This is a genomic window from Traorella sp. mt218 (assembly GCF_055420025.1).
The window spans coordinates 177,920-204,443 of the sequence record NZ_JBVAYM010000001.1 but is presented as its reverse complement, the minus strand read 5'-3'; the positions used below and the strand labels follow the sequence as shown (position 1 = coordinate 204,443).

23 protein-coding genes and 1 pseudogene are annotated in these 26,524 nt (G+C 35.0%); 4 read left to right on the top strand and 20 right to left on the bottom strand.

Going from position 1 to position 26,524, the window contains the following annotated elements:
- Positions 1 to 113: 113 nt before the first annotated feature.
- The 3 genes and pseudogenes from ACZYT3_RS01075 (at position 114) to ACZYT3_RS01065 (ending at position 1,467) form a co-directional block, all read left to right on the top strand.
- A complete protein-coding gene (locus tag ACZYT3_RS01075; protein WP_464087361.1) occupies positions 114 to 575 on the top strand; it encodes a hypothetical protein in 462 nt (153 codons plus the stop codon).
- Positions 576 to 587: 12 nt separating this feature from the next.
- A pseudogene (locus tag ACZYT3_RS01070) lies at positions 588 to 956 on the top strand (transposase); the annotation flags it as partial.
- 28 nt (positions 957 to 984) lie between these two features.
- Positions 985 to 1,467 carry a transposase gene (locus ACZYT3_RS01065; protein WP_464087360.1) on the top strand — a complete coding sequence of 161 codons (483 nt, stop codon included), beginning with the start codon at positions 985 to 987 and terminating at the stop codon, positions 1,465 to 1,467.
- A gap of 627 nt (positions 1,468 to 2,094) precedes the next feature.
- On the opposite strand, the gene ACZYT3_RS01060 is transcribed toward ACZYT3_RS01065, so the two are convergent.
- From ACZYT3_RS01060 to ACZYT3_RS00980, 17 genes are all read right to left on the bottom strand, one after another.
- The gene (locus ACZYT3_RS01060; RefSeq protein WP_464087359.1) at positions 2,095 to 3,636 is read right to left on the bottom strand and encodes a restriction endonuclease; all 1,542 of its coding nucleotides are present in this window, start codon (positions 3,634 to 3,636) and stop codon (positions 2,095 to 2,097) included.
- A 2-nt stretch (positions 3,637 to 3,638) separates the two neighbouring features.
- Entirely contained in the window at positions 3,639 to 4,556 is a 918-nt protein-coding gene (locus ACZYT3_RS01055) for a hypothetical protein (protein WP_464087358.1), read from the bottom strand.
- 98 nt (positions 4,557 to 4,654) lie between these two features.
- Positions 4,655 to 5,158 carry a DEAD/DEAH box helicase family protein gene (locus tag ACZYT3_RS01050; RefSeq protein WP_464087357.1) on the bottom strand — a complete coding sequence of 168 codons (504 nt, stop codon included), beginning with the start codon at positions 5,156 to 5,158 and terminating at the stop codon, positions 4,655 to 4,657.
- A gap of 14 nt (positions 5,159 to 5,172) precedes the next feature.
- A complete protein-coding gene (locus ACZYT3_RS01045; protein ID WP_464087356.1) occupies positions 5,173 to 7,155 on the bottom strand; it encodes a site-specific DNA-methyltransferase in 1,983 nt (660 codons plus the stop codon).
- A gap of 926 nt (positions 7,156 to 8,081) precedes the next feature.
- Positions 8,082 to 9,947, bottom strand: coding sequence for a UvrD-helicase domain-containing protein (locus ACZYT3_RS01040; protein WP_464087355.1), 1,866 nt, complete (start codon positions 9,945 to 9,947; stop codon positions 8,082 to 8,084).
- Position 9,948: 1 nt separating this feature from the next.
- The gene (locus ACZYT3_RS01035; RefSeq protein WP_464087354.1) at positions 9,949 to 12,144 is read right to left on the bottom strand and encodes an ATP-dependent nuclease; all 2,196 of its coding nucleotides are present in this window, start codon (positions 12,142 to 12,144) and stop codon (positions 9,949 to 9,951) included.
- A gap of 57 nt (positions 12,145 to 12,201) precedes the next feature.
- Positions 12,202 to 13,818: an N-6 DNA methylase gene (locus tag ACZYT3_RS01030; protein ID WP_464087353.1), complete on the bottom strand. Its 1,617-nt coding sequence runs from the start codon at positions 13,816 to 13,818 to the stop codon at positions 12,202 to 12,204.
- Positions 13,808 to 16,822, bottom strand: a complete 3,015-nt coding sequence (locus ACZYT3_RS01025; protein ID WP_371286759.1) for an Eco57I restriction-modification methylase domain-containing protein — start codon at positions 16,820 to 16,822, stop codon at positions 13,808 to 13,810. The genes ACZYT3_RS01030 and ACZYT3_RS01025 overlap by 11 nt, the downstream gene beginning before the upstream one ends.
- Positions 16,809 to 17,051 carry a helix-turn-helix domain-containing protein gene (locus ACZYT3_RS01020; RefSeq protein ID WP_117598401.1) on the bottom strand — a complete coding sequence of 81 codons (243 nt, stop codon included), beginning with the start codon at positions 17,049 to 17,051 and terminating at the stop codon, positions 16,809 to 16,811. Before ACZYT3_RS01020 ends, ACZYT3_RS01025 begins: the two co-directional genes overlap by 14 nt.
- 159 nt (positions 17,052 to 17,210) lie before the next feature.
- Complete coding sequence (locus ACZYT3_RS01015; protein ID WP_117598402.1) at positions 17,211 to 17,588, bottom strand: TnpV protein; 378 nt, start codon at positions 17,586 to 17,588, stop codon at positions 17,211 to 17,213.
- A 10-nt stretch (positions 17,589 to 17,598) separates the two neighbouring features.
- The gene (locus ACZYT3_RS01010; RefSeq protein WP_464087352.1) at positions 17,599 to 19,125 is read right to left on the bottom strand and encodes a coiled-coil domain-containing protein; all 1,527 of its coding nucleotides are present in this window, start codon (positions 19,123 to 19,125) and stop codon (positions 17,599 to 17,601) included.
- A gap of 314 nt (positions 19,126 to 19,439) precedes the next feature.
- Positions 19,440 to 19,667: a DUF5348 domain-containing protein gene (locus ACZYT3_RS01005; RefSeq protein ID WP_464087351.1), complete on the bottom strand. Its 228-nt coding sequence runs from the start codon at positions 19,665 to 19,667 to the stop codon at positions 19,440 to 19,442.
- Between the two features lie 174 nt (positions 19,668 to 19,841).
- A complete protein-coding gene (locus ACZYT3_RS01000; RefSeq protein ID WP_055284201.1) occupies positions 19,842 to 20,084 on the bottom strand; it encodes a hypothetical protein in 243 nt (80 codons plus the stop codon).
- Between the two features lie 91 nt (positions 20,085 to 20,175).
- Complete coding sequence (locus tag ACZYT3_RS00995; RefSeq protein ID WP_464087350.1) at positions 20,176 to 21,330, bottom strand: AAA family ATPase; 1,155 nt, start codon at positions 21,328 to 21,330, stop codon at positions 20,176 to 20,178.
- On the bottom strand, positions 21,327 to 21,650 hold the full coding sequence (locus ACZYT3_RS00990) for a plasmid mobilization protein (RefSeq protein WP_227159815.1): 324 nt from the start codon (positions 21,648 to 21,650) through the stop codon (positions 21,327 to 21,329). The genes ACZYT3_RS00995 and ACZYT3_RS00990 overlap by 4 nt, the downstream gene beginning before the upstream one ends.
- The gene (locus tag ACZYT3_RS00985; protein WP_215725337.1) at positions 21,628 to 22,728 is read right to left on the bottom strand and encodes a site-specific integrase; all 1,101 of its coding nucleotides are present in this window, start codon (positions 22,726 to 22,728) and stop codon (positions 21,628 to 21,630) included. Before ACZYT3_RS00985 ends, ACZYT3_RS00990 begins: the two co-directional genes overlap by 23 nt.
- Before the next feature lie 17 nt (positions 22,729 to 22,745).
- Entirely contained in the window at positions 22,746 to 22,928 is a 183-nt protein-coding gene (locus ACZYT3_RS00980) for a LysR family transcriptional regulator (RefSeq protein ID WP_464087349.1), read from the bottom strand.
- A gap of 233 nt (positions 22,929 to 23,161) precedes the next feature.
- On the opposite strand from ACZYT3_RS00980, the gene ACZYT3_RS00975 reads away from it, so the two are divergent.
- A complete protein-coding gene (locus ACZYT3_RS00975; RefSeq protein ID WP_464087348.1) occupies positions 23,162 to 23,686 on the top strand; it encodes a helix-turn-helix domain-containing protein in 525 nt (174 codons plus the stop codon).
- A gap of 191 nt (positions 23,687 to 23,877) precedes the next feature.
- Here ACZYT3_RS00975 and guaA read toward each other — a convergent pair whose 3' ends face one another.
- From guaA to ACZYT3_RS00960, 3 genes are all read right to left on the bottom strand, one after another.
- Complete coding sequence (gene guaA / locus ACZYT3_RS00970) at positions 23,878 to 25,419, bottom strand: glutamine-hydrolyzing GMP synthase (protein ID WP_464087347.1); 1,542 nt, start codon at positions 25,417 to 25,419, stop codon at positions 23,878 to 23,880.
- Positions 25,420 to 25,531: 112 nt separating this feature from the next.
- Complete coding sequence (locus ACZYT3_RS00965; RefSeq protein ID WP_464087346.1) at positions 25,532 to 26,071, bottom strand: GNAT family N-acetyltransferase; 540 nt, start codon at positions 26,069 to 26,071, stop codon at positions 25,532 to 25,534.
- Positions 26,064 to 26,480, bottom strand: coding sequence for a CBS domain-containing protein (locus tag ACZYT3_RS00960; RefSeq protein WP_464087345.1), 417 nt, complete (start codon positions 26,478 to 26,480; stop codon positions 26,064 to 26,066). Before ACZYT3_RS00960 ends, ACZYT3_RS00965 begins: the two co-directional genes overlap by 8 nt.
- Positions 26,481 to 26,524: the final 44 nt, after the last annotated feature.

Below are 26,524 nucleotides of genomic sequence, written 5' to 3'. Positions count from 1 at the left end.
ATTTTGAGTGGGATGGAACTTTCTTCGCTTTAAATTTTAAATGGGGTTAAAAAAACTACCTCTCTTTGATAGATTTTTTTTGGTCTATTTCATTCTTATCAAAGGAGGTAGCTATGAATCATTCTATCATTCATGCTTTAAATTTAAAAGAGGAAGAAATTGATTCCATTGAATCTATTTCTTCCTTTCATAATGAGGATTTCCTCATCACTCTGAAGCTCAAAGACCATATCTGTCCGAATTGTGGTTCCCTTACTCGTTTCATTAAAGACTATAAGATCCGTAAGCTCCATATGAAGATCTTTATTCGCTTCAATTCTACTGTCTATTATAAGCGAAGAAGTCTGAAATGCATACACTGTGGAAAATCTTTTGTGGAAAACCATCCTTTCGGCAGCAGGCGCAAGTCGGTAGCTTCTTCCACGATTATCTATGTGCTGGATGCTTTGAAACCTTACAATTCCACGTTCTCTTCTGTTGCGTCCACTTATGGACTCTCGGTCGGTACGGTTATCGACATCTTTGATAAACATGTCCAGATTTCTAGAAAACACTTAACAGACATCCTTTGCTGAGATGAATTCTATTTCAACCGGCGCTCACGCTATAAATATGCTTTCATCATGATGGATTTCCATAAGAAAGTCATCCTCGATATTTTTGAATCTAGACATGTCCAACATTTAAGTGCCTATTTCCATTCCATCCCTTTGCAGAAAAGAAAAGCTGTTCGGTATATCATCATTGATATGTATCGCAACTACAGGGATATTACTTCTGTGTATTTCCCCAATGCTGCTGTCTGTATTGATCCGTTCCATGCTACTAAAAGAGTCAATGATGCATTGAACAGCCTTAGAAAACGGATCATGCGCAGAAAGAAAGAAAACAAAGACATGCTTTCCTACAGTCTTCTGAAAAACAGATACGAACTGTTGCTGAAAAAATCGAAATGAACTGGAATTTGAAAAGAAGAAAAAAGATATGATTCTTGGTTATTCCATCACAGAAAGAGACCTGACAGATCTGCTGCTTCAAACGGATGATCATCTAAAAGCGGCTTACTTTCTAAAGGAAAGATTTATTCGCTTCAATAACAGCGACAGGAAGCGTTTTACCGAGCGGAAGACAAAAGAAGAAGAGTTGAACAGGCTTTTCAAGGATATGCTTGATTCAGGCATTGAGGAAATGAAGGAATGCGCGGGAACTCTTCGCAGCTGGAAGGAGGAGCTCTTAAATTCATTTGTATGGATTGATGAAAGGCGTTTATCAAACGGACCTATTGAAGGAAAGAACACTTACATAAAAAAGATTATCAGCAATGCCAACGGATTCACTAATTTTGAGAGAACAAGGAACAAGTTTCTTTATTCACAGAACCTGTATGAAACTTACTCTATCACTGAAAAGAAGACAAAAGTCAAAAGAAAAGGCGCCAAAAGAGACACCTACAGGAAATATAAATAACCCTTAATTAATGATTGATTTTTAGAATGAAATTAGACTCCTTTAAAATATTAGCGGGGTAAATTCACCCCGCTAATATTTAAAGGTTTTTTTATTTTTCCCCGCTATTTTTTAAAGCGCCCTTATTAATTGTCTCATTCAGTTATTTTCATTTCACTTTTTAATTATCCGCAATTACTTAACACTACCATAGCAGATCGTTTTAGACAATCCTGAAAGATACAACAGAAGATTAGGCAGAATCGTAAATTTCAGACAGATTCTCAATATGATCTTGGAGATTCATCCTGAGATGAAGTTATCGTCATCAAATTGATCCACATAATTCTAAAAAACTGTCGCAATTCGATAACTTTTTAATATCATTTAGCATAGAATACCAACACTAATGGCACCATCAAATCGTTCATTCATACTACTTGGTGCTATGCCTAAAAACAGATGCTAATTAAGTATCACACTTGAAATTATCTGTTTTCTTCTTTATAAACCACTTACTAGTTTAAATCCTCTACAATACAGGTACCAACCTTATTTATGATAATTTAATTTTTAAAATTTGGTACATAACGATATTTTTTATTAATAATTATGCAGAAAGTTAGAGAATACTCATATTAATAATCTTCATCTCATCACTTTTTCTAATAAAGACTGATAGTTATCTATAACATCATAAATAACATTGCCATTCGATATTGCTTTAAAATGCTCTCTCGCGCAATGAATCTTAGACTCTTCAATTAAGCGAAGTTGCATTGAATTCTTTGAACTTTTTGTCTCGGCTACAAAGTAGATATGTTTCACTGATCCTTCAGAAAAAGCGATTGCCCAATCTGGAGTATATTTTCCAACTGGTGTAGAAATATAAAATCTGTCAGGCAACTTTACATAGACAGCAACATCCTTATTTGTATCTAAATCGTATGCAAAATCTCGTTCATTAATAGAATCGTACACGATATAATCATACAAATGCTTTCTCACTTTCATTGCATTCGTACCCAGTTTTCCTTTGATAGTTATTTCTGTAAAAATATCTGTATCATAACATTCATCCAACTTTTCATAAGTAATATGCTGAATGATAGCAATTGCCTTTTCATCATTGATTAGATCTCCAGCTTTGATAATAAATTCTTCTGGATTATTCTTAAACTGATCAAAAACATTTTTCTCAATTCCAACAAGAATATCTACAATAGCTTTTCGTGTTAATCCCGTTTCAGCAACAAGTTTACCGACTAGATCATATTTAACACTGTTGCTTACCCAAATTTTTCTTTGTGAATTGTAAGTCGCGGATATAGTTTTTTTGAAAGCACCACCTTCTAGTAGAACATCCTTTGACTTAATATCATTCATCTCACCAGTCTCTACTTTAAAGAATATTTTAGATACATGAAGATTACGATTCAATGAAGAGATTGCCTTTTCAATCAATTCTTTTGTGTCAAAATCTACTATATAAATAGATTTAGGACTAATTTTTTCCCAAAGAGACTTAAATTCAGGCATCTTCAACTTGTCTGGATCAATTTGTAATTCCACGTTTTTATCACGAGCATTTTCTGGTAGCATCGTACGACTATCATAAATGGAATCGACTATAGATATAATAGAGACTGTATAATCATCAATTTCCTCTGACATTTTTATAGAATTATTTGCTTTGTCTTCATAATATTTATCTGTTAAAGATCCATTTCTATCTACATAACCATTAACGACCATATCAAAATAGATAAATCCTGCAATCTTATCGTCCACTAGCAGTTTGTTGCCCTGTATATCACTGATAGTCTTACCTTTAAAAAGATCTGCAGTAACAGCAACAGGACGATTAGATACTGCTTCAGCAATTTCAGATTGTAAAGCTTTGGCAAAACTGTCATAACTTTCACTTGCAATAACAGTTAATACATTTACTGAATGAACATCATTTCCTAATATATTTGCATCCATTCGTTCACCATCCTGATTTACACATAGACGTAAACCACGCCCTACTTCTTGACGTTTACGTACTTCGCTACTACTTTTCTTTAAAGTACAGATTTGGAACACATTGGGGTTATCCCAACCTTCGCGAAGTGCAGAGTGAGAGAATATAAATCGAACTGGTGAACGCTTCGGATTTAGATCCAAAAGAAATTCTTTATTTCTCATAATTAAATCATAAGCATCAACATCATCTGATGTGCCTGCTTTTTGTTGCTGAGTTTACTATTAATAATCTTTTTATTCTTATCTATAGAAAAATAACCAGCATGCGTATCATGAACAGAAATTGAATCTAAATACTTAATGTACTCATCATCACCAAGTTTAAGTTGCAAATTATTTACAATATTGGTATACTCTTCCTCAAACATATCCGCATATATACCATTATATGGATTCCCCAATTCATCATACTGTTTATACTTAGCTACTTCATCAATAAAGAACAAGCTCAATACTTTTATGCCTTTATGAAAAAGCTGCTGTTCCCGTTCAATATGAGAGAGGATGGTTTCACGTATTTGAATCCGACGAAGTTGATCTTCGCTAACTTTACCAACTACATCACCAGCATACATTTTTACACCGTTAAGAAATTCTACTGAATTGTCCCGAGCATCGATAAGCTTAACAACAAAGTTATTTTTATATTCATCTAAATTACCGGAATTATCATAAAGATTAAATCCAATACCAACTTTCATTATTTTCTTTCGGATTCCTGTTGCACCTTTAAAATCAAATTCGATTGTAGCTGTTGGATCTGCTTTTGACAAGTTAATTTCTTCTAAATACAAATAACCATCGGTCGCAGTGTTACCAGATTCACTAAAACCCTTAACTGCAATTTTCTTAACCAATCGCTTATTATAGGCTTCCATTGCATCTAATCGATAGACCATATTATAAATGCTGTCTGATTTATGCGTAGCGGAATAACGTAATGTTAATAACGGATGAAATTCTTTTAAACGCTCCTTTGTCTGCTTTCCTTCAACAGACTGTGGTTCATCAATAATAAGAATCGGATTAGTTCTAGCGATAATATCGATAGGACGTCTAGAACGAAATTCATCTAATTTCATGTTAATTCTTCGCGCATCTTTTCCACGAGCATTGAAAGCTTGAGAATTGATAATCATTGCATTGATCGAACTATCAGAAGCAAAACGATCAATTTCAGTTAATTGAGCAGAGTTATAGATAAAGAAACGAATTTTTTTCCATATTCTTCAGCAAAATGATCTTGAGTTACTTGAAAAGATTTATAAACACCTTCACGAATGGCGATGCTTGGCACAATAATGATGAATTTACTCCAACCATAGTGTTTATTCAATTCATACATAGTTTTAATGTAGGTATATGTTTTCCCAACCCCTGTTTCCATTTCAATTGTAAGATTATACTTACAGGACTCTGAACGCTCTAATTTAACAGATGGTTCAATCTGATTGATTCGCTGAATTTTATTTAACTGTTCCATAATCTTTTTATCGGTTAGTTCGGGGATAATTGGCTCATTTCTCCAACCAGTATAATCCTCATTTTCAGTAAGTGTTTGTTGATAATTAATACCTCTATCCATCATATAAGAAGGTGTTAGGTAAGGCTGCCCCGCAAAAACATCCACTACAGCTTTTGCAGCATCCGCTTGAAATTTTTGATGTTTAAATTTTAATTTCATTCATCCTCAGCTCCTTAAATGACTCGTACTCTCTTACTAATATCATTAGCATCTTCTGGCATATAAAGCTTAAAGATTTCAAAAACATTTATTTTTTCAGGACTACTTTCAAAACTAGAATCACGGAATACAGCACGCAACGGTTTACGTTTCGCAATTTCTTTAACAACACTTTCCGAAATATTTTCATCAAAGCATGCAATTAAATCACCATCATTATAGATATGAACATTACATCCTTCGATTATCTCAGATGTATATGGCATAGATATAGGTAGACCCCAATCTAAAAGGCAACCAAATAATAGATCTAAATCCGTACGATCTTCTTTAATATTAGAGACCATATTGAACAGTCTATTTTGATCATATTCATCAGCAGAATAATATACATCTTTCACGTTACTATCATCAAGTTTAAAAACACGGAAGCCAACATCTAAATCTTGAGTGGTTAAAGGACTTTCTTTCTTGATTTTCTCTCCTGCACGACGAATACGCTCTTTAGCAATACTACAGATAGTGGGTTCATACCCGTGATCATTTAGATATTTCATTGTTGTAACAATGTTAGCTTTTAATCGTGCATCCAAACCAGGTCGAGAAATAGCTTCATTTAGATCTTCTGGCAACTGCACCATTATAAACTTTCTATGACCACCATCTTCTGCATTGAGTTTCATTACAGCGTGAGCTGTTGTTCCTGAACCAGAAAAAAAATCCATAACTATAGCGTTTTTATCATTAGCAGTACCTGCAACAACTGAATCATACACTGTATATAAACTCTTTGGGAAGGAAAAACCTCCACCAGGAATCAATTCACTCACAAGTTTTGTTCCATACTCATTAGCATCATATTTTTTGTCATCCCAAACAGATTTCTGAATGCCAAATGTTTTGCCAATTTCTATATCATAACCAGTAGCCGTCTTTTTAGGACGCAACATATTCCATATACTTTCTACTGTCTGCCGGGCATATCTCCATTTTCGTTCTATACCTTGTCGGTCAATTGGATATACATAGTATATATCACCCACTTTTACAGTTTGTTTAGGGTGATAGTCGTCCGGAGAAATGTCTCCAAACCCAATGATTTTATCATCTTTCACAAGTATAGGATAGAAACAATTTTTTGCATCAGTACGTTCAGATTCACTTCCCCAATTTCTTAAAGGAGACCAATCAATATCTGAATCATCAATTTTTCTATCTGCTATAACCTTTAATGCCTTTGGAAAAACAAATATTGCATATTCATTTGTATAAGAAAAATTTTTCCCTTGCTGTCCACGAGGATTGTGAATGACTGTTACACAAACATGATCATAAGTTCCCTCTCCAAAAATCTCTTTTAATATTGTGCCTAATGAAAATAATTCATTTTCATCAATGGCGCATACTAATATACCATCCTCTGACAAAAGGTTTCTTGCCACAAGTAATGGTGAATACATCATCGAAATCCACGCAGAATGAAATCGAGCTGAACCAACAGGATTAGACACAAGTTTAGCGCCTTCATCATCAATTATCCCTGCCTGTTCTTCATAATCCTCCTTATCAAGAGAATAATCATTTCTATAAATATAATTTTTCCCTGTATTATACGGTGGATCAATGTAGATCATCTTTACCTTGCCTAGGTAGCTCTCTTGCAAAAGCTTGAGCACTTCAAGATTGTCTCCTTCAATATAAAGGTTTTCAGTTGTATCCCAGTCCTCGCTTTCTTCAGGACAAGGACGCAGAGTTTTTCGAATAGGTTTATTTGCCTTCACAATGGAAGCTTTCTTGCCAACCCATGTAAACTCATAGCACTCGTCGCCATCAACTATATCTGGAGAGAGCATCTGTTTAAGCATTTCAAAATTGATTCCACGTTTGATTTTACCGTTCTCATCCTGCATTTCAGTAACACAATTTGGAAACAAGGCTGCAATTTTCTCTATATTCTCCGCAGTCATGTCTGGTGTTTCCATTTTCATCTTATTCATTATAGTCTCCTCCTGCATTTATTTCATCTTTCATTTTTCTGAATTTTATCAACGACAAATTTCTTTAATTTTCAGCAATTTCCTGAGAGATCATTATTTTAGTTCGTTTAGACAGTCCAGTAATTTTTCTTTCATGTATGGCTAAGCTTCTATCTTACGATTTTGCATGACTACAGAACTAGAATTTTTTTCAAATATACAAATCCATATTCATATCTCTATTATATATATATATCTATATATATCAGTAGATTTCTAAGTTGGCTGATAAAATCTTTACTGATGACTGTTTTTGTCTAATATGTCTAATACATTATACACTATTACATTATATACTATACTCAGACTATACTCAGAAACCTTTCTCACGCCTATATATCCATTGTTAAATTAAATAGCCTTACTTTAGGTTTAAGATATCGGTTATTTCCGATGCACCATAGTTTTTATGGGATTCTGATTAATTCTTTTAAATTCTGTACTGAGTGATTCCAAATAGCCTAAATCACGGAAAATTTAGGATAACATTTCATATATTGAATAGCATCATTTCTGAATACTTTTTTTAATTTTTCTTTACCATATGTTTTTTTTCTTCCTTTCACATTAACATTTTCTTTCTTTGTATTTTACCAAATCCATGATGTTATCTCTATTTTACTAGGTGCACTTATTTTAACATCATTTTTTAAAATTGAGAAAAATAGACTATATGAAGTTATAATTATACACTATTCGAACTCGGCAAGTTCAGAGATACTCTTAAATATATTTGTTTAAGTTTTATGTCTTTTTTGCCGTTATTTTATTTCTGTTGCATATATTATTTTGGCTCACTGATTTTCTGTTGCCAATTTGTTGCCACTTTATTATAGCTGCTAACAAAATATTTGACAACTTTTATTTTTATGCTTTCACAAACAACTTTATACTATATAAATTTCATTTTCCAAGAACCAACCGTTCGCCAATGCTGTATCTCTAACCATTTCTTCATTTTCTGTGTAGGCAACAATAGCTAAACTCTTTTTTGCTCTTGTACAAGCAACATAAAAGAGGCGCGCCGTTCTTGTAATGCTAGTGTCTTTACCATCATGCGCATTTTTTTCATCTGTATCGCTTTGCGCCTTTACTCCAAATAATTTTTCATAACTAAATAAAAATCCCCTCGCCTGCGCATCATCCAAAATAACCATGACTCTAGGAAATTCCAAACCTTTAACTCCCTGATGCGTTGCAAAACGTGTGTTATCAGAAACATATAATGCATATCTTTCCAATTCATAAAATGGAGCTGACAAAGCTGTTCGTAAAGCTGTTATCTTCTCATTTTCATCTTGAGAATAATCAGCCAGCACTTCATCTACACGATTTCCAACCTTAAATAGCCCTGTATCTCTAATGGATTTTAAAACTTCCAAACATGTTGGAACTTTTCCATCATTCCAGAGTTTCATCAAAAGTTCCACCGCTTCCTCAGCTTTTCTCAATAATTCAACTTGATTATTTAATCCAGTTATAAAAACTTCTTTATTTAACAACGGAGAATTTTTTCTAATAATTTTTGCAACTTCAAAATCATTTCCACTCTGATATGCAACTAACAGTGGAAACACTAGCTTTGATAAAATTGACAATTCTGGAATAGAACCCTCACGTAATGATGTATCAAATTTTTTCGAATTGCTCAAAGGCATATACAACTCAGAAAAGCCAAACCTACTTGCCGCCATATGATGTTCAAGAATCAAACTTTTATAATCTTCTTCATCATTCCATCCGATATCACCAGTATCCTGTACCATCATCTCCGCTACTCTTTTTTCTACATACTCTTTATTATTTGATTTTGAAGTAATAAATAAGCGAACAGTCCCTTCTTCTGCATCGCTTCTTGCCTGTTGTTTTTGATCATCCACAGAACTTCTAATGGAGTTAGCCAGTGTAACAATACGTTTTGCGCTTCGATGATTCATTATTTTAACTGGTTTTACCCAATTGTCCGGAATACACTTAGCAAGATTATCTTTTCCATCATTATAGATTTTTTGCATAGTATCACCAAACATCCCAACTATAAATTTTTCACCATACTTTTCGCATACAATAAGCAATGCATCAATTAGTTCCTTTTTGGTATCTTGACTCTCATCAATTAACAATATTGGATATTTTGATGTTAAAATATCCTGCATTGTCGGTTCTGTTGCAATAAACTCCGTACTCATTTTGATGACTTCGCTATGACTAAGTGAATCATATCCTACATTGTCACCATTAGGATTGTAAGAAAATTTTTGTATGCTTTTAATTTTAGCCAGTCTCTCCGTTTTCTTTTTTATAGTCTCTGCTCTTTTTTCACCTGCTTTACCTCTGCTTGTCTTAGTCTGCTTTTGTTTCAGTTCTTCGATTTCTTTTTGAACAGATTCCATAATCCACGTTTTTATATCCACTTGATAATTCTTTATTAACTCCCACAAAAAGCTGTGTATTGTAGATACTGAAAAAATGGATTTATACTGTAGTCTTCTGGATATTTCATCGCAAGCTGCATTGGTGTATGTAATAACAGCTATCTGTTTACCTTTCATTAATAACTTTTCACCCTGCTCTTTATCCAAAAAGTTCAACGTATTTATAAGACTTCTTGTTTTTCCAGAACCTGCTCCTGCAAATACAAAAAAATTATTTGGAGAACTTGCAGAAAAGCAACTTTCTATCTCCCTATCTACATGATCATCAACATAATCATCTATATAATGATCTTCCAATAACATTTCTTTTGTCATCATCCTATTCCTCTGGATCTAAATATGCTTGTAGCCATTTCAATCCCTCATCAATATATGCTGGAACTATAAGCTCATTCGGATCAACCGCATAAATCAAATCTAATGCAAATTCAGCTTTTTGATCAGATTTTCCATTACGTAACGTATCATATACTCCCTTATGAAACGTTTCAAAAGAATCAGCTATATTAATTCCGTCACTTACACTTTTTATCAAACTGCCTGTATCGTCTGTCGCTGTCGTTTTAAAGAGTTGATAATTTGTATAAACCAAACAATCTTCAAACGTGCTTGCAATAGCTTCCTCATCATTTCCCTCATAAGCAATGCTAACTGGTGTTTGATACGCTACTCGAACGGAATATTTGTAAGGTGTTTCTTTAAATATTTCTTTCTTTTCAAAAGGCAGTGATAAAAGTTTATCTAAATCTTTCTCTTTAATAAGCCATTTAGTAATAGTATAGTTACTACTGATAAATCCTTTTCCTCGCTCTGGACAAATGGCTTTATGATGTCCTGTTGCTTCAGCTGAATCTATATCAGCAATAACAAGCGTAGGTATGCACAATTTTTCAATCAACGGATTCAATCTATGAGAATGACGTCCATTTATACTTAGTATTGATATATATCTTTGATATAATTTAGGATATTTATTCCGTATGAAATGCGGCAATAACATATTTTCTGCCGCTCCCTCAACCAAAATCACAGCATCTGCAAAAAATAAATCACAATGTGTTGCCTGTAAATAACGTGTGACAAATTTATCAGTTTCATCGTTTTTTCCAAATACCTCAGACAAATTTATCACTTTTGATGTCGCAATTATACTTTCTGGACCTTCTGCTAAGCGTTTAAAATATCTTAAATCGGCAAAATTGGTTTCTCTTGCAATGTGACTTGAATGAGTACTAATTACTAATTGTGTATTAAAGTTACTATTTTCTTTTATAAATCTGTGATTTGTCAAAACATCATATGCTTTACGTATAAATACTTGTTGTACCTGCACATGCAAATGTGCTTCTGGCTCTTCAATTAAAACAATATGCAACGGCTCAATTGCTCGATCAGAATCTCTCGTCGCTTGCTTAGCTTTTCCTTCACGCATCCAATCATCTCTAAATCTCATTAAATCAAAAACCATAGAAATAAGATTTTGATAACCTAATCCATTATATTTTTCTGGCAATTTTAGAGTAGTATCATTCTTGCTGAGAGTATACTGAACTGCTGCATCATGTTTTAAAGTCTCACTCATAGACATTTTGGTAGTAATTGTAAGTTTAGGATCGGCCATCCCCGGATATCCTAATCCTTCCAACTCTTGAATTGCTGGTCTAAATTTAATAACAAGGTTTTTATCAAATGCTTTTCGTGCTTCTTCAGCGGCATGTAAAATATCCAAATCCTCTGATGATGGCAACTTTTCTGGATCAAGATGTTTTTCATAATAATCTCGCATTTGTTCAGATAACTGTTGCTTGGATCTTATTGTTCCATCTGTATTATCAGGATCTGTAAATCCACGTTGTGCATCAATCATATCCACCTTAATAATTTTCTTTAGTGGATTGTCTATAAAACATTCCATTTCAAAAGGTGTCTCCTGTGGATTTCCCTGTTCTTCCTTCGCCTCATCTAAAATATATGTCTTAATAGAAAAGTACGTATTAAGATTTTTTTCCAAAAACTCACTTAAATTTATTGGATACAGTCTTATTTCAACATTTTCTTTTGCTTTTTCTACTTCACGTGCTGCAAAATAAGCGTCTCTATAATCGGTAAATAATTTAACTATATCTTTTGGGAAAAATGCCAATCTAACACCTAATTTTCCTCCTCGCCATTTTAATGTTGGAATAATGCATGCTACATAATGCATTTCATTACTCGCAACGTTAAGCCATATATCCATTTTAGGCATCAAAGATTCCCACTCTGTAATAGTGGTAGGTTCTTCACAATCTTTTTGTATCCACCTCTCTCCAATTACATTAATGGCTGAACGCTCAGATATTGTAATATCATTAAAAGTAAAATTTCTATCCGCAAGAAACTTTCCAAGTGCATCCATAGCAGAAGTTTTTCCACTATTATTAGCACCAACAAAAAGTGTGGTTTTCTCGCTAAATTCTATATGACATTGCAATAGTTTTCGGAAATTTTGGATGTTTATCTCTAATATTCTCATATCTAACCTCTGTCATTATTTTAATTCATGGATTGCAAGGCAATTTGTACTCTTTTTTCACGAAATACTTTTTTCTTTTCTTCCAATCCGGCGATTACTTAATTTTGTCCATATATTTCTTAATGTATCAACTTCATATTTTGTTAATCCCAAGCCTTCTATCAACAATATTTGATCTGTATAATCCAATACTTCGTCAATCCTGTCATCTCGAATTAGTTTGTCTATTTTATTAACATCTAGCTTTTCTGCATTCTTCATTGGAATTTTTAACTGACGTATTTCTCCCGGTTCAAATGTTAACACTCCACCACCATAACTTCTTCCTGTTATTTCTGCCAATGCCAATGTAAAAGAATTTAAAAAAGCGGCTGCTACAAACTCAGGATTAACTCCATCTAAGAAACGTACTTTATGAATTGTATCTGTGCTTACAGCATTTACATGATTTAATATAATTCGTGGATAACGATTAACCTGCCTTAAAATAAAAGCATCTGGTTCCCAGGATTGCGGAACACAATACCAATTTTTTCTTATTCGGCATTTATATCCTTTATTATATCCTTGTTCTACACCATAATTAATGTATTCCTGTTCTGCTTTACTAAGTTCTGAAAAAGGCAAATTTTTAGGCATAAACATATATACTTTTTTCCCATTTTCAATCAATGTCTTAAAATCACGTTCTGACAAGATAACACCTTTTAATTGCTCTGTTCTCCCGATAACCATACGAGTTGAATTAGCAAGTTGATACTCATCAACTGTATTCCTGTTCAACAAAAAGAATGCATTTTCTCCGCTTACTAATCCCACATTTATTTCGAATAACTCTGTGGTAAACGGTATCTTTTCACACTCTCTTAATTGCCTAATTAATTTTATTTCCTTGTTTGTCAAATAATATTTAATCCATTTTTCTGTACTATGATTAAGTTCTTTTATTTCATAGTTGTAGAAATTATTAAGATCAAGCTCTTTTAAATCATCCAAATCACTTAATTCAATTACCTGAATTCCCTTATCTTCGGATTTTTTCTCTCCTAATAACAAAATCACTTCTTGTTGAATCTCTTCAAAAACTAATTTCTGAAAAGTAATTAATGTTAATCTGTCAAAATATCGTGCTAGAAATTCTCTAGTTTCTCCTGCGTAATTTACTTGAAATAGTTCTGCTGGAATGACCATCCCCAATCTTCCATTTTCACTTAATGCTAAACAAGACAAAATCAAAAAGGGCAACCAGATATTAGTTAATTTTGTCGGATGAAATCCATTTTCTTTCATGTAAAAAAATGCAATATCTCTCGATTTTTCATCAAAGTCTTGATAGCGAATAAATGGTGGATTTCCTACAATTGCATCATAGTTACTCTTTCCTGTAACCTTATCTCTATAGAATGCAAAAAAATCTTGACATTCAACATTCGTACCATATCTCATTGCTTTCTTTGCTTCATCAAGGCACAATTCTACTCCTGTAATATCTAAATTTAAATTTAGCTTTTCTTGCCTTTCTACTATAGCTTTTAAAAAATTTCCATCTCCACAACTTGGTTCTAATATATTTTTTGTATTCTTATTTATTATCCACTTACAAATAAATTCTGTGATAGCTTGTGGGGTGTAATATCCCCCACGAAGCTTATCAAAACTTTTTTTACTCTTCATCTAAATCCTCTCGTCTACAATTCTCGGCTCCATACAATTTTGAAATTAATCCATCCAATTTGTTATCTTCTATTTGAATCAATCTCTCATATGTTTCTTTTTGAGGTTTTGTCTGCTGTTCATCTCTCTTATTTTTTAATTTCATAAGATTCTTAACTGTATCAACAATTTCATCATGAATTTTCACTTCATTTGAATCATCAAAGTTAATTCTATAGATTGGTAGCTGCGCAACAAATTGTTTTCCATGCGAATAATAATCTCCTCGGAATTTACTTGCTTTGCTCTTTACAATCATCTCTATCATCCAATAATTTAATACTGCTTGGATGTAAAATAGTGATTCTTTCGTATCATCTTTCTTTTCCAATCCATAAAATGGTCCATTTCCTCCACCGGTAAAACAAATTGTTTTAGTATCATATACATAATTTCCTTGAGTTGCCAAAACTGACCAAACTAAATGTTCTCCTTTTACAAATCTCTTTAGACTTTGGCTCCGGCCAAATTGATACCAATTATTCCCTGACATATTATTGATACTACGTTTACACAACTCTTCTTTAAAGGATTCAAAATATTTCAAAGTCTTAGGGAACAATTGTTTCATTTCATCTATCGAATATAATACCTGTTTCTTTCCCTCTTGATAATATGGAAAAATAATTCTTCTATTTTCCTCGATTTTTGCATATTTTTCTAATTGCATATCATAAATGCACGGTTTAGTAATTGCAGCTTCTATTTCCTGTTCTATTCCGTTACAATCAATAAATTTTATAAAACCGTTTTTCTCTGATTTCGATTCAATAATATATATTGGATCTGCACTTGTTTGCAAACCTACAAAAATATCAGCTAAGGAATCCAACGGCTGACATTTGTCTCTCTTCTTTTCCAAAGTTTGCACTATTTCATTGGACAAAAAAGTCCATGGTGCTGCGCTAAGATATTCGATAGGATATTCTTTCATTTCAGCTGATTCTGTTGCATAAAACCGATTAATATCTTTAACAAAACCAATCTCAAATGTTTTCCTCTCATTTTTTTCAATAAACAATAAGCACGTATACGTACTTCTTCCTTTAAAAACCTGTTCTGTTCCAAAGTGAATTATTTGTTTAACATATTTTTTCTCTGATAACAATTTTCGTAAAGAAGTACCAGACTTGATAAGCATAAATTTATGTGGAATAATATATCCCATTTTCCCTTTTGGTTTCAATAATTGCAGTCCTTTTTCCATAAATAAAAAATACTTATCTAATAAATCTGATTTTGCCGTTTCATATTTTGAAACGGCAGATTTATAATATTCATATTCATTTTCAGAAAAATGCACCATATTCTGAACCCGAATATACGGAGGATTTCCTACAATTGCATCGAATTTTTCTCCTGCAAATTCGTTTTCCCAATTAAATATTTTAATTTTTTCAACCATTTCCGGATCATTCAATATATTAGAGTTAAACTCTATGTATTTTTCGTCTACAAGACTATTCCCATTTTTAATATTGTTATCTAGACTAGGTAAAATTCGACAGTTATTGTTTTTCGCAAAACTTTCCATTTCATATAGAGAGCTATCTTCTATGAGTTTTATAAGCAAACTAAACTTAGCAACTTCTACCGCCAAAATATCAATATCTACTCCCCATATATTATTCCGTAAAATCTCTCTCTTTTTTTCATATGACAACTTAAAGTTATTTCCCACATCACTAATAAGCAATCCTTTTTGTATCGCCATATCTAAAGAATTTTTCATATAATACTCAATATAACGATTTATAATAAATTCATATGCAGAAAGCAAAAAGTTTCCAGAACCGCAGCAAATATCTGCAATTCTATAACTATCCCATTCTGTAAATTTTTCATCAGAAAATAATGGTGCCAATGTGGTTTTCACAATAATATCTGCAATATTTTTAGGTGTATTTACTACACCCTGAGAATCCACAATCTCTGGTTTTCTTTCTGCAACCACAATTCCATCTTTAATTACTATTTCTTCTTCCAAAAATAATTCATAAATCTGTCCGATAATAAATGGATCAACTATGCTAAACTCATAGCAACTATTCGGATAGTATAACTCTTTAAAAATATCAACGAGTATGCTATCCGATATTTCAAACTGTTCTGCCTCAATCAATTCAAATAATCCAGAGTCATACTTTTTATCTGCTGCTACAAAGACTCTTTTTAACTCTGCATATGTGCCTATATTTTTAAGACTTTCATATTTTTCTAATTCTCGATCTTCACATATTCTTAAAAATACAATTCGATTAATCAATTTCTGGACAAAAATATTTAATGTCCCTTGTTTAACTATAGAATTATGCTTAATAATATCTTTGCTTAATACCAATCTCCATTTTTTTATTTGGGATAAAAAATATTTATCAAATGGTTCTTTCTTTAATGAGCTAGATATATTTGCAAATGTCTTTTCAAAATCTCCTGAAATTACAGTCTCATACGAAAGTAATCTGGATATTTCATCAAATTTATCCACATATTCCGTGAAATGGAAATGAGCAACTTGTGCAACCGAAGGTTTATCATTCTCTTCCGGTCTTACCGACGTATCATAGATAACCAAATCTGTAAAATTTGATAATACAGATATTTCAAGATTTCCATTCCAACCATATCGTCTAGTTTGAAATGCTGCCTCTTTACTTGTCATAATATCTACATTAGGTTTTTTAGTTTCTAGGAAAAAATACGGTGTAGATCCCACATGAAATTCATAATCCGGCTTCTTTTTTACTTGTTTTCCGTTTTCCTCTACAAAGACCGATGCTTCATGCTTTACTTCTCTTAAATGCTGTGGCAAATTCTTTTTATTTTGTACGTCCCATCCCAATATTTCAAAAAATGGATTTACAAAATCATTACGTACTTCTGTCTCATTGTAATCTGGTCTATTATATTGTTTAAAATGTTCTTGATAAGCTTCTACAAGTTTAAGTAATCTATCTTTTTCCATTCTTTTCCTCCCCTACTTTTTTATCATTAAAAGTGTCAATTTCAACCAAATCACCAATATCGCAATTTAATTCATTGCATATCTTTTCTAAAACAGTCAAAGTTACTGCTTCCCCATTTGTCATTTTAGCAATTGTTCCACTGCTAATCCCTGTTCTTCGTTTTAAATCCCCTTTTTTCATTCCATTATCAATTAGAATTTTCCACAGTCCGTTATATGAAATTGCCATCTTTTACCTCTCTCTTCTTTCGAATATACGTTCTGTTTAGTATAACATTATTTCTTTCCTCCGTCAACAATGCGTCCATAAAAATAGATGTTATATCTATTTTTATGGATATAACATCTATTTTTTTATATTTCTGAATTGAGTGCTATCTCTTTAAGTCTAATTGATTATAATCTCATGAATCACAATCTCCTCCGCACAAGCCCTGATATTATTCATTCTCCCAACCCATGCCATCTGATCCTGCATCTTCAGTTCTTCCGTCACTCCATGCACTTCTTTCATCTGCACTACCAGTCTGTCCAGCATCTGATTACACTCCTCATCAATCTGATGCAAATGCTCATTCAACTTCCCGGCAAGCACCAACTCCAGATATAATCCTTTCCGATGCTCCTGCAAATATGACTTTCTCAGCATTCCATACTTTCCAATCGGATACTCTGTCTCTTCAGGGAGGTACAGGTCTGGATAATACAGACCGTCCTCTCCTAAAGTATAACTGATTCCATTTTCTCCCATAATGTGTTTCTCCATGATTGTCCTCCTATCTTGCTCCCCGATCTTTGTTTTGACTACGGGTATGCTGTTTATTTTTCTGTTCATTCTGCATTTCTTGTTTCTTTTCTGCCAGCTTCGCCCTAATACCATGCGCTACTGGCTCTTTTCCTGTTTCTTTCTTCCATTTTTCTATTGCAGTTCGATACTGACTATACTCAGTTTGAGAAGTCTTAAAATCCTTAAAAAAATCCTGTACACTTCTATAACCGATCTTCTGCACAATCCTTGGAAGGTAATCTTTCATATCTCTGATCTGGCTTTTCAGTTCATCAATTTCTTTCTGCAATTCTTTTTTCTTTCTTCCTTTAAACCATCCCGTGACCTCTGACAGTTCTTTCTTCTTTGCGGAAAGCTGTTTTTGTTTCTGTTGAATTGCACCATTTTGTTCTTCTAGTTCTTTATTCACTTTAAATAGTTTCGGATACTTTGATGCAAGCCTCGTCATTTTAGGTTGTTCCGGTTCTGCCTTTTCTTCTTTTGTTGTCTTGACTGCTGCCATGCTATTTTCAGCAACATGCTCTGGGTGTTCAGTTTCCGTTTGCTCTGTCTGTTTTTGCACTTCCCTGGATTTCTTAAACAGCACACTTGCTATCAAAAACTCCAATGCCTCAACCGCCACTGTTACAATTCTGGAAAATAATCGTGGTCTGTTTCCACGCCGGGCAATTGATTCCCTGATCGGCTCCGTGATTTCTTTCCACTTCACTTCCATTATCTTCGGTTCCGGCACTCCACTAATCAATGCCATATCAACAGCTCTGTTCCATTCTCGGCGTTTTTGATTATCCGCTTCTATTTCCTGTGCTTTCGGATTATTTTTTCCAATTTTCTTTGTTGCAAGATACACACTGCCACGCTCAAATACCTGTAACTTCTGGCTTTCATCCTGCACATAAATATTGATTAAATCTGTATACGAATGCTTTGCCTCATCCAGAAATGAATTACTCTTAAATCGTTCATCTTTCGCTGTAAACAGCTTTTTTTCATAGACCTCACCTTTTTTCACAATGCGGCAACCTTCTCGTATCTCACCATCTTCTCCCAGTATCTCTTTCTTGGTTCGGACATGTTTTCCATTTTCATCATAAAACATATTTCTACTGGCAGTTTTAATGATTGGTTCATCCAATAGCTTCCGTTCTGCAAAAATCAGATGAATGTGATAATTTGTTTTTCTTTTATTGTGGTGCAAAGCAGCAATACACTCCGCTCCGTAATTTTGTTTAAAATGATTTGTAAAAAGCTGTAGTAATCTATCCGGCTGATATTCTGTAAAACTCTCTGGTAATGCAATGATCAATTCTCTTGCCTCAATGCATTTTCCTTCTGTCCCGCTTTTTACAAATTCTTCCTGATTACATTTTGCAAGTTCCCGCCAAAATTTCCGTTCTGTAGTTTCATAAACCGCATAGAGGTTTTCCTGTTTTGCATGACTGGATATATAAGTGATCCTGCCTTTTACATTGCTTAGTTTTGTCATTTGAATAAATGAATTTCTTCCGATAGGCACTTCCTCCTTGTCTTTGGCAAAGTTAATTCTGCCATATTATTTGTGAGTGGGTGCATTGCATCCGTTTAGGAACTTACTGCCGTTTCCGGCTATAATAGCCCCCTGCAAGGGCGAAATACGCAGAGCATAAACGAAGTTTGTGCGATGGGTGTATTTCGCTCTCAAACGCCGAGGGCTTTGTGAGATGCTTCACGCCTCTGCTATAGTTTGGCTTTAGCTTTTTATTTTGGGCGTATCTGCCCTCTTTTTTCAGCCCGTATCCGGGCTTATTTTTATCACTAACAACCAATCGGCTATTTCTCTATCTGTCTGCTTTATTCCGGTATCCTTGCCTGTACATACTCCAGATCTCCGCAATACGGTGTTCCAACCAAATACCATTCTCTCGACAGATTCATTTCCATTCGGGTTTTTACCCACTGATCATCAACTAGAACTTCCAGACATTCTCCGCAGTGAAATCCTGGATCAATCCATAAGTCTGATGACAATAATCCATATCTTTTGTTATAACTGTTGTAACCTAATCTTCCTTCTCTCATGGTGTCATTCTCCCTTCATTTATCATTTCCGCAGGGACGCCCTGAATCAGGGCCCCCTTTTGAAAAGTTTTTTCTTCGCCAATCAACTACCGGCTACACCTTACAGACCTTCTCTTTGTTTGCTATGTACAGGTGCGTGGCACGCTCCTGTCATAAGGTCATCAAGCAGAATCTTTACCAACGAAAGTTCTCATGCATTCCACACTTATCCAAATACTCTTGTCTTGCCTTTTCCCGTTCTTCCTCGGTTGGTGCTGTTTTGAATGTTGTATATAACTGACGTTTTACCATACTGTCTAATTTTTCCATCAATGCTTTTTCTATCTCCGGCAGATATTCCTCATTCCCGGCAAGATGATACTGGAACAATGCCAGTAATAAATCTTTTGGTATCTGCACCTGTGATTTTCTTTCCATGTTTCTCCTTTCCGTGACGGTCGTGACGACAGTGACGATATTTTCACTACCGACACGCTATATAAAATACCGTCACAACCGTCACATATCGTCACGCTTGTTTTCCAACAAAGGCTAATCTGATCTTTCTTCCATCATGTCCTCGTTCCGCTTTATACTGGATTCCATATTCCAGAATCAATCGTTCCAGGCTGACATTTAATTTTCGTGATAATGCATTCGGCTGCATTTCCACCTGCAATACTTCCACAAGCTCTGTCGCTGTTCCTGACCACTCTGGCGTAGTTTCTGTTACAAGTTCTTTGATTTTTTCCAACACTGGATCTTCTGGTTCTTTCCAAAGTTCTGTTTCTGTCTTAGTAAGTTCCCAGACACATCTCTCCCGATTAAAGTTCAACCACAGTTTCTGATCCTGCTGGTCACGCCCTGCCACTTCCAGAACTGCCTTATTATCTGTCCGTTTTTCTTTCTGCATGACGAATGCTCCATCCGCAGCTCCAAGCAATCCATTCGTGCCAGAAATCATATCAAAACTATCTGAAGATTCCATTTTCCTTGTATGATGCACAACCAGAAAACAGATACCATATTTATCACTGAATGCTTTCAGCTTCGTTACAATCTCATAATCACTGGCATAACTGAATTTATCTCCACCAACCTCACGCACTTTCTGAAGAGTATCAATGATAATCAGTCTTGCGTCTTTATGCTCCGTCACAAATGTTACAAGCTGCCTTTCCAGTCCGTCATTGAGCGATTTTGATTTTGTAGCGAAATAAAAATTCTCACTGCCTTCCATTCCAAACATCTGTGATAACCGCTTTTGCAACCTTGCATAATCATCTTCCAATGCCAGATACAGAACCGTTCCCTGTCTGACTGAAAAGCCCCACAATGGAAGTCCTTTACTGATGTGATACCCGATCTGTGCCATAAAGAATGATTTTCCAATTTTCGGCGAACCAACAAACAGATAAGTTCCGTTATACAGAAGTCCATCTACAATCGGCAATTTTGGTGGATATGCAGTATCGTATAATTCCATCATAGAAACTGTTTCCAGATCATCTGGATTCTTTTTATTTGCTGATTTTGCTATATTTTCCGCATTATTTGTGGCTTGCAGATTGCCCTTACCGGGCAAATCTGCTATACTTTGGTTGGTTAATTTATTACTTGATGACTGTTCCACATCTGCGCCAACAGATGCAATCGGAGCAGTCATTTTTTCTTTTTCTGTCATTCATTATCCCCTTTCAATCCATACAATGTCTCTGCGACCAATCTCAGGGTACTCAGCAACTCTTCGTTTTCCTCACCGCATTTTTCCAGACGTTTCAATTCTTCATAAATCTCTGCCATCTGATTTCGCAATGCTTTATACACTCTTGGATTTCCCTGTACTACAATTTCCCGATCAGTTAATCGTTTTGTGATATAGTCCTGCTTACTAAGCCCAGACAATCGGACACTTGCATCAATCTGCTCTGCTTCTTCCGGTGATACCCGGAATGCTACAATTTTGTTTCTCCATCTTCCTTTACTGTCCAGATTCTTCTCCATTTGATTTTTCCATCCTTTCAATATCCAGTTGTTCTGCCATCTGCGTCTGCTCACTTGGAAACAGGTGTGCATATCGGTAAGTGATATCAATGCTCTCATGTCCCATTCGGTCTGCGATTGCCAATACCGTAAATCCCATATTGATCAATAACGATACATGGGAATGTCTCAAATCATGCACACGAATTCGCTTCACCCCAGACACTTTTGATCCTCTGTTCATTTCATGATGCAGATAAGATTTGGAAATTGTGAAAATTCTTTCGTCTTCCTTCAGACCGTAAAGCATTCCCATATAATCCTGCATCTCATCACATATAAATTGTGGCATCTTGATAAATCTGTTACTTTTAAATGTCTTTGGTGGGGTAATCACATCTTCCCGGTTTAATCTTTGATATGATTTGTTAATTCGCAGTGTATGCGTTGTAAAGTCAAAATCCGCTGGTGTCAGGGCAAGCAACTCTCCTTCACGGATACCACACCAGTAAAGCATTTCAAAAGCATAGTAAGAAACTGGTTTATCCATCATCACATCTGCAAATTTCAAATACTCTTCTTTCGTCCAGAACAACATTTCCTTATATTCCTCTATTGCTATATTTCCAGCTTTCTGTGCCGGATTAGAAGGCAAATGATAAAAATCAACTGCATGATTGAAAATGGCACTTAACTGGCTGTGGATTTTCCGCAGATATGAAGCAGAATACCCTTTTCCATTCGCTCTCTTAAATGCAAGCAAATGATTCTGCCATGCAATCACATCTTTTGGTTCAATTTCTGCAATCTTTCTCTCCCCAAAATATGGAAGAATTTTTGTTCTGGCAATATTATTCTTAGTTCCCCATGTGTTATCCCGGATTCGTTCCTTTTTATCTTCTACATAAATTTCATAAAAACTTGCGAAAGTCATATCCAGTTTTGCATCATGCTTTAACATTTGTTCGTGTTCCCACATCTGCGCTTCTCGCTTCGTAGGAAATCCTCGTTTTGAAGTCTGTTTCGTTTTCCCTGTCCAGTCGGTATACCGATAAACCACTCGCCACTTCCCAGTGACATTATCTTTGTAAATACTCATACAAATTCTCCTCTCTCTTACACTTCGCTGTAACATACTTTTTTGCGGAAATAATTGGTGTTTACTCTGCCAGCTACCGTAAGATAACCCAGCTTCTGTAATTCATCATTTAACTGTTTGACAATCTTATAAGCATAAGACTTGGAAACTCCCAGTTCCGCTACAACTTCTTCTACTGTCATAAAAGTTCTGTTCGTCACATCGCATCCCTCCCCTCTATCTTAACGAAATTTGTTTAAGTTGTTATATTTGCATGATACTAAACATTTTGATTTAAGTCAAGCAATTTTATGCGAATATTAAATTTTTTTGTTTAAGTTCTTCTTGCTATCCGAAATTGCTCATGCTATACTGAACCTAAACAGAATTGTTTTATTTTCTATCACAATTAATTATGGCAACACGAATGACCACTATAAGGAGGCAAACAAAAATGGCAATCGGACAACGTATCAAATATTTTCGCAACCGCATAGGCATGACACAAAAACAACTCGGAGAACAACTGGGATTCAAAGGAAAAACCTCAGATGTCCGCATGGCTCAGTATGAATCTGAAGCCAGAGTTCCTAAGATTGATCTTGTAAAACAAATGTCTCAGATCTTTGATATCAATACTCATGCCTTAACAGTTCCAGATATTGATACTCACATAGGTCTGATGCATACACTATTTGCACTGGAAGATATGTATGGTCTAAAGGTAAAAAATGTAGATGGACAACCTCATCTCTGCCTTGACTCTTCCATATCTGCTCCCGGCTCATCTGTCGATGAAATATTTCGTGCATGGATGGAACAAGCTGACAAACTGGAAAACGGTGAAATCAGCAAGGAAGAATATGATGAATGGAGATATAAGTACCCGGAACTGGATACTTACCAGAAACGTGCCAAGGTACCATCTCAGGAGCTGAGTGATTACCTCGTAAAAGAATTGACTAAAAAAGAAAAATAAAAGAAGAGACTAGAAAAACCTTACCGATATTCAGTTTTTTACTTCTGAAAATCAGTAAGGTTTCTTTATATACGTTATGAAATAAAATTTATATCTTTTGAATAATCACAAAATGTTGCCATTTTGTTGCCAATCACTAAGCAAATTTGCTTGCAGCCCGCATAAATACTGGCTTCTCATGATTGTGTGGATTATTCAAACTCTATCGTTCCAGGAGGCTTCGATGTAATATCTAACATTACTCGATTTACATGAGGAACTTCATTTACGATACGATTTGATACGATCGTTAAGACATCATATGGGATTCTTGCCCAGTCCGCTGTCATACCATCAATCGATGTTACTGCACGAATCGCAACGGCATAAGCATAGGTGCGCTGATCTCCCATGACACCTACTGACTTCATATTTGTAAGTGCTGTAAAATACTGCCAGATTTCACGATCTAATCCAGCTTTCTTGATTTCTTCTCTTAGAATAGCATCAGATTCTCTCACCATCATCAGCTTTTCTTCTGTAATCTCTCCAATAATGCGAATACCAAGTCCTGGACCTGGGAAAGGCTGTCTCCATACCATTTCATCCGGAAGGCCTAATTCGCTTCCAAGCGCTCTTACTTCGTCCTTAAACAACGTATTTAAAGGTTCAATCAACTGAAACTGCATATCCTTTGGAAGACCACCAACATTATGATGTGATTTAATGGTCTGAGCCGTTTTTGTCCCTGACTCGATCACATCCGTATATAAAGTCCCCTGAGCCAGCCACTTAATATCTTCCCCTTCAACAAGCTTCTTCACTTCTTCATCAAAAGTATACACAAACTCATTTCCAATGATCTTACGCTTCTGTTCAGGATCACTAACACCCTTTAACTTTGATAAGAAACGCTCTTTCGCATCAATCTTCACAAGATTCAGGTTCATTTCACGTCCAAATACTTCCATAACGCTGTCCGCTTCACCTTTTCTTAAAAGACCGTGATCGATAAACATACAATACAACTGATTACCAATTGCCTTATGTAACAAAGCGGCAACTACCGAAGAATCAACCCCGCCGGACAAACCTAAAAGCACCTTGTCATTACCGACTTGTTCCCGGATCTTTGCAATCTGCATCTCGATAAAAGAACTCATCGACCAATTATTCTTTGCATGGCAGACTTCAAATACGAAATTTCTCAAGATCTCATTTCCAAACTCTGAATGACGCACCTCCGGATGAAACTGCAACGTATAGATCTTCTTCTTTTCATTACTTGTCGCAGCATAATAACAAGTATCACTCGAAGCATCTCTTACAAACCCATCTGCAAGCTTATCCACCTGATCACCATGACTCATCCATACCGTCTGTTTCTTAGGCAAGCCTTTAAAAATCAAAGAATCGGTATCAATCGTAATCTCACATCTTCCATATTCCTTTGCTTCACAAGCCTTTACATGCCCGCCATTCATATAATGGATCATCTGCATTCCATAACAAATTCCCAAAATAGGAATCCCACTGTCAAAAATAGCCGGATCACACATGAACGCATCCTTCTCATAAACACTATTCGGTCCCCCGCTAAACACGATACCCTTTACATCTTCAAAACTCTTGATCTGTTCCAAGGTTAACGTATGCGGATGTAATTCACTATAAACTCCAAACTCACGAATACGTCTTGCAATCAGCTGGTTATACTGTGAGCCAAAATCCAAAACAATAATCTTATCTGCCATAATTTCCTCCATCTACTCCCCAATATTTTACCATATTCTCCTACAAATACCTATACATTGTTCACGATAATTCATGATATTTCACAAAGAAAACACTTTAAAAGAGTACCTTTCAGTACTCAACACATTTTTCATAAGCAATTCTCGGTGACACACCGCCAATATAGATCATTCCACATTCAATAAAACCATTCTTCTCAAGAAATCTTCTCATTGAATGATTATCCTGATGCGTATCAATACGCAGACTAACAGCATGACTTTCTCTACAAGCTTTTATCGCATACTCTAAAAACTCCCTGGCTCTTCCCTCACCCTTATACTTGTCATCGATTGCAATGCGGTGAATGACCCCATAAGAGCCCTCACACAGCCATTTACCATCAATTCTTACATAATCGGGATCATCTGCAACCTTAAAGCACATCGTACCTAGAATAGGTCCATCCTCTAAGACATAGCTATAACCTTGCTTGATGTCTTCCAAAAGCACTTCTTTATTTGGATAGCCATCCTGCCACTGATCAACCCCCTGCTCTTTCAAATAAGCTTTGGCCTGATCAATGATCCTTATCATTTCATCAATATCATTTCTTACAGCTTTACGAATCATAAATCTATTATAATCAAAAACTATCCTCTTTTCAATCATGCTTATTCACTAAATATTCAATGATCGCTTTTCTTGTAACGATTCCGATAAATACATTTGAATCATCCACAACAGGAACAAAATTCTGTCGCATCGCACGCGTCAAAAGTTCCTCGATTCCCACCGTAATACGAATGCTTGGATTCTTATCCGCCCTTAAAATATCCTTGATTTTCGTATCCTCAACACTTTTCATATTTGTCTTATGCAGCTGATCATCATTTTCATCGACCAGATACCATAAAAAATCACCCTCAGATACCGTACCCACATATTCATTTTTTTCATTGATCACCGGGATCGAAGTATAACCATGATACTTCATCTTTTCAAGTCCTGCCCGGATACTGTCATTTTCATACATATATACGACCTGGAATTTAGGTCTTAAAAAAAACGCAACGTTCATAAGAACCTCCTTGTTGTCAGCTATATTGTATGTTTCTTTCTCCA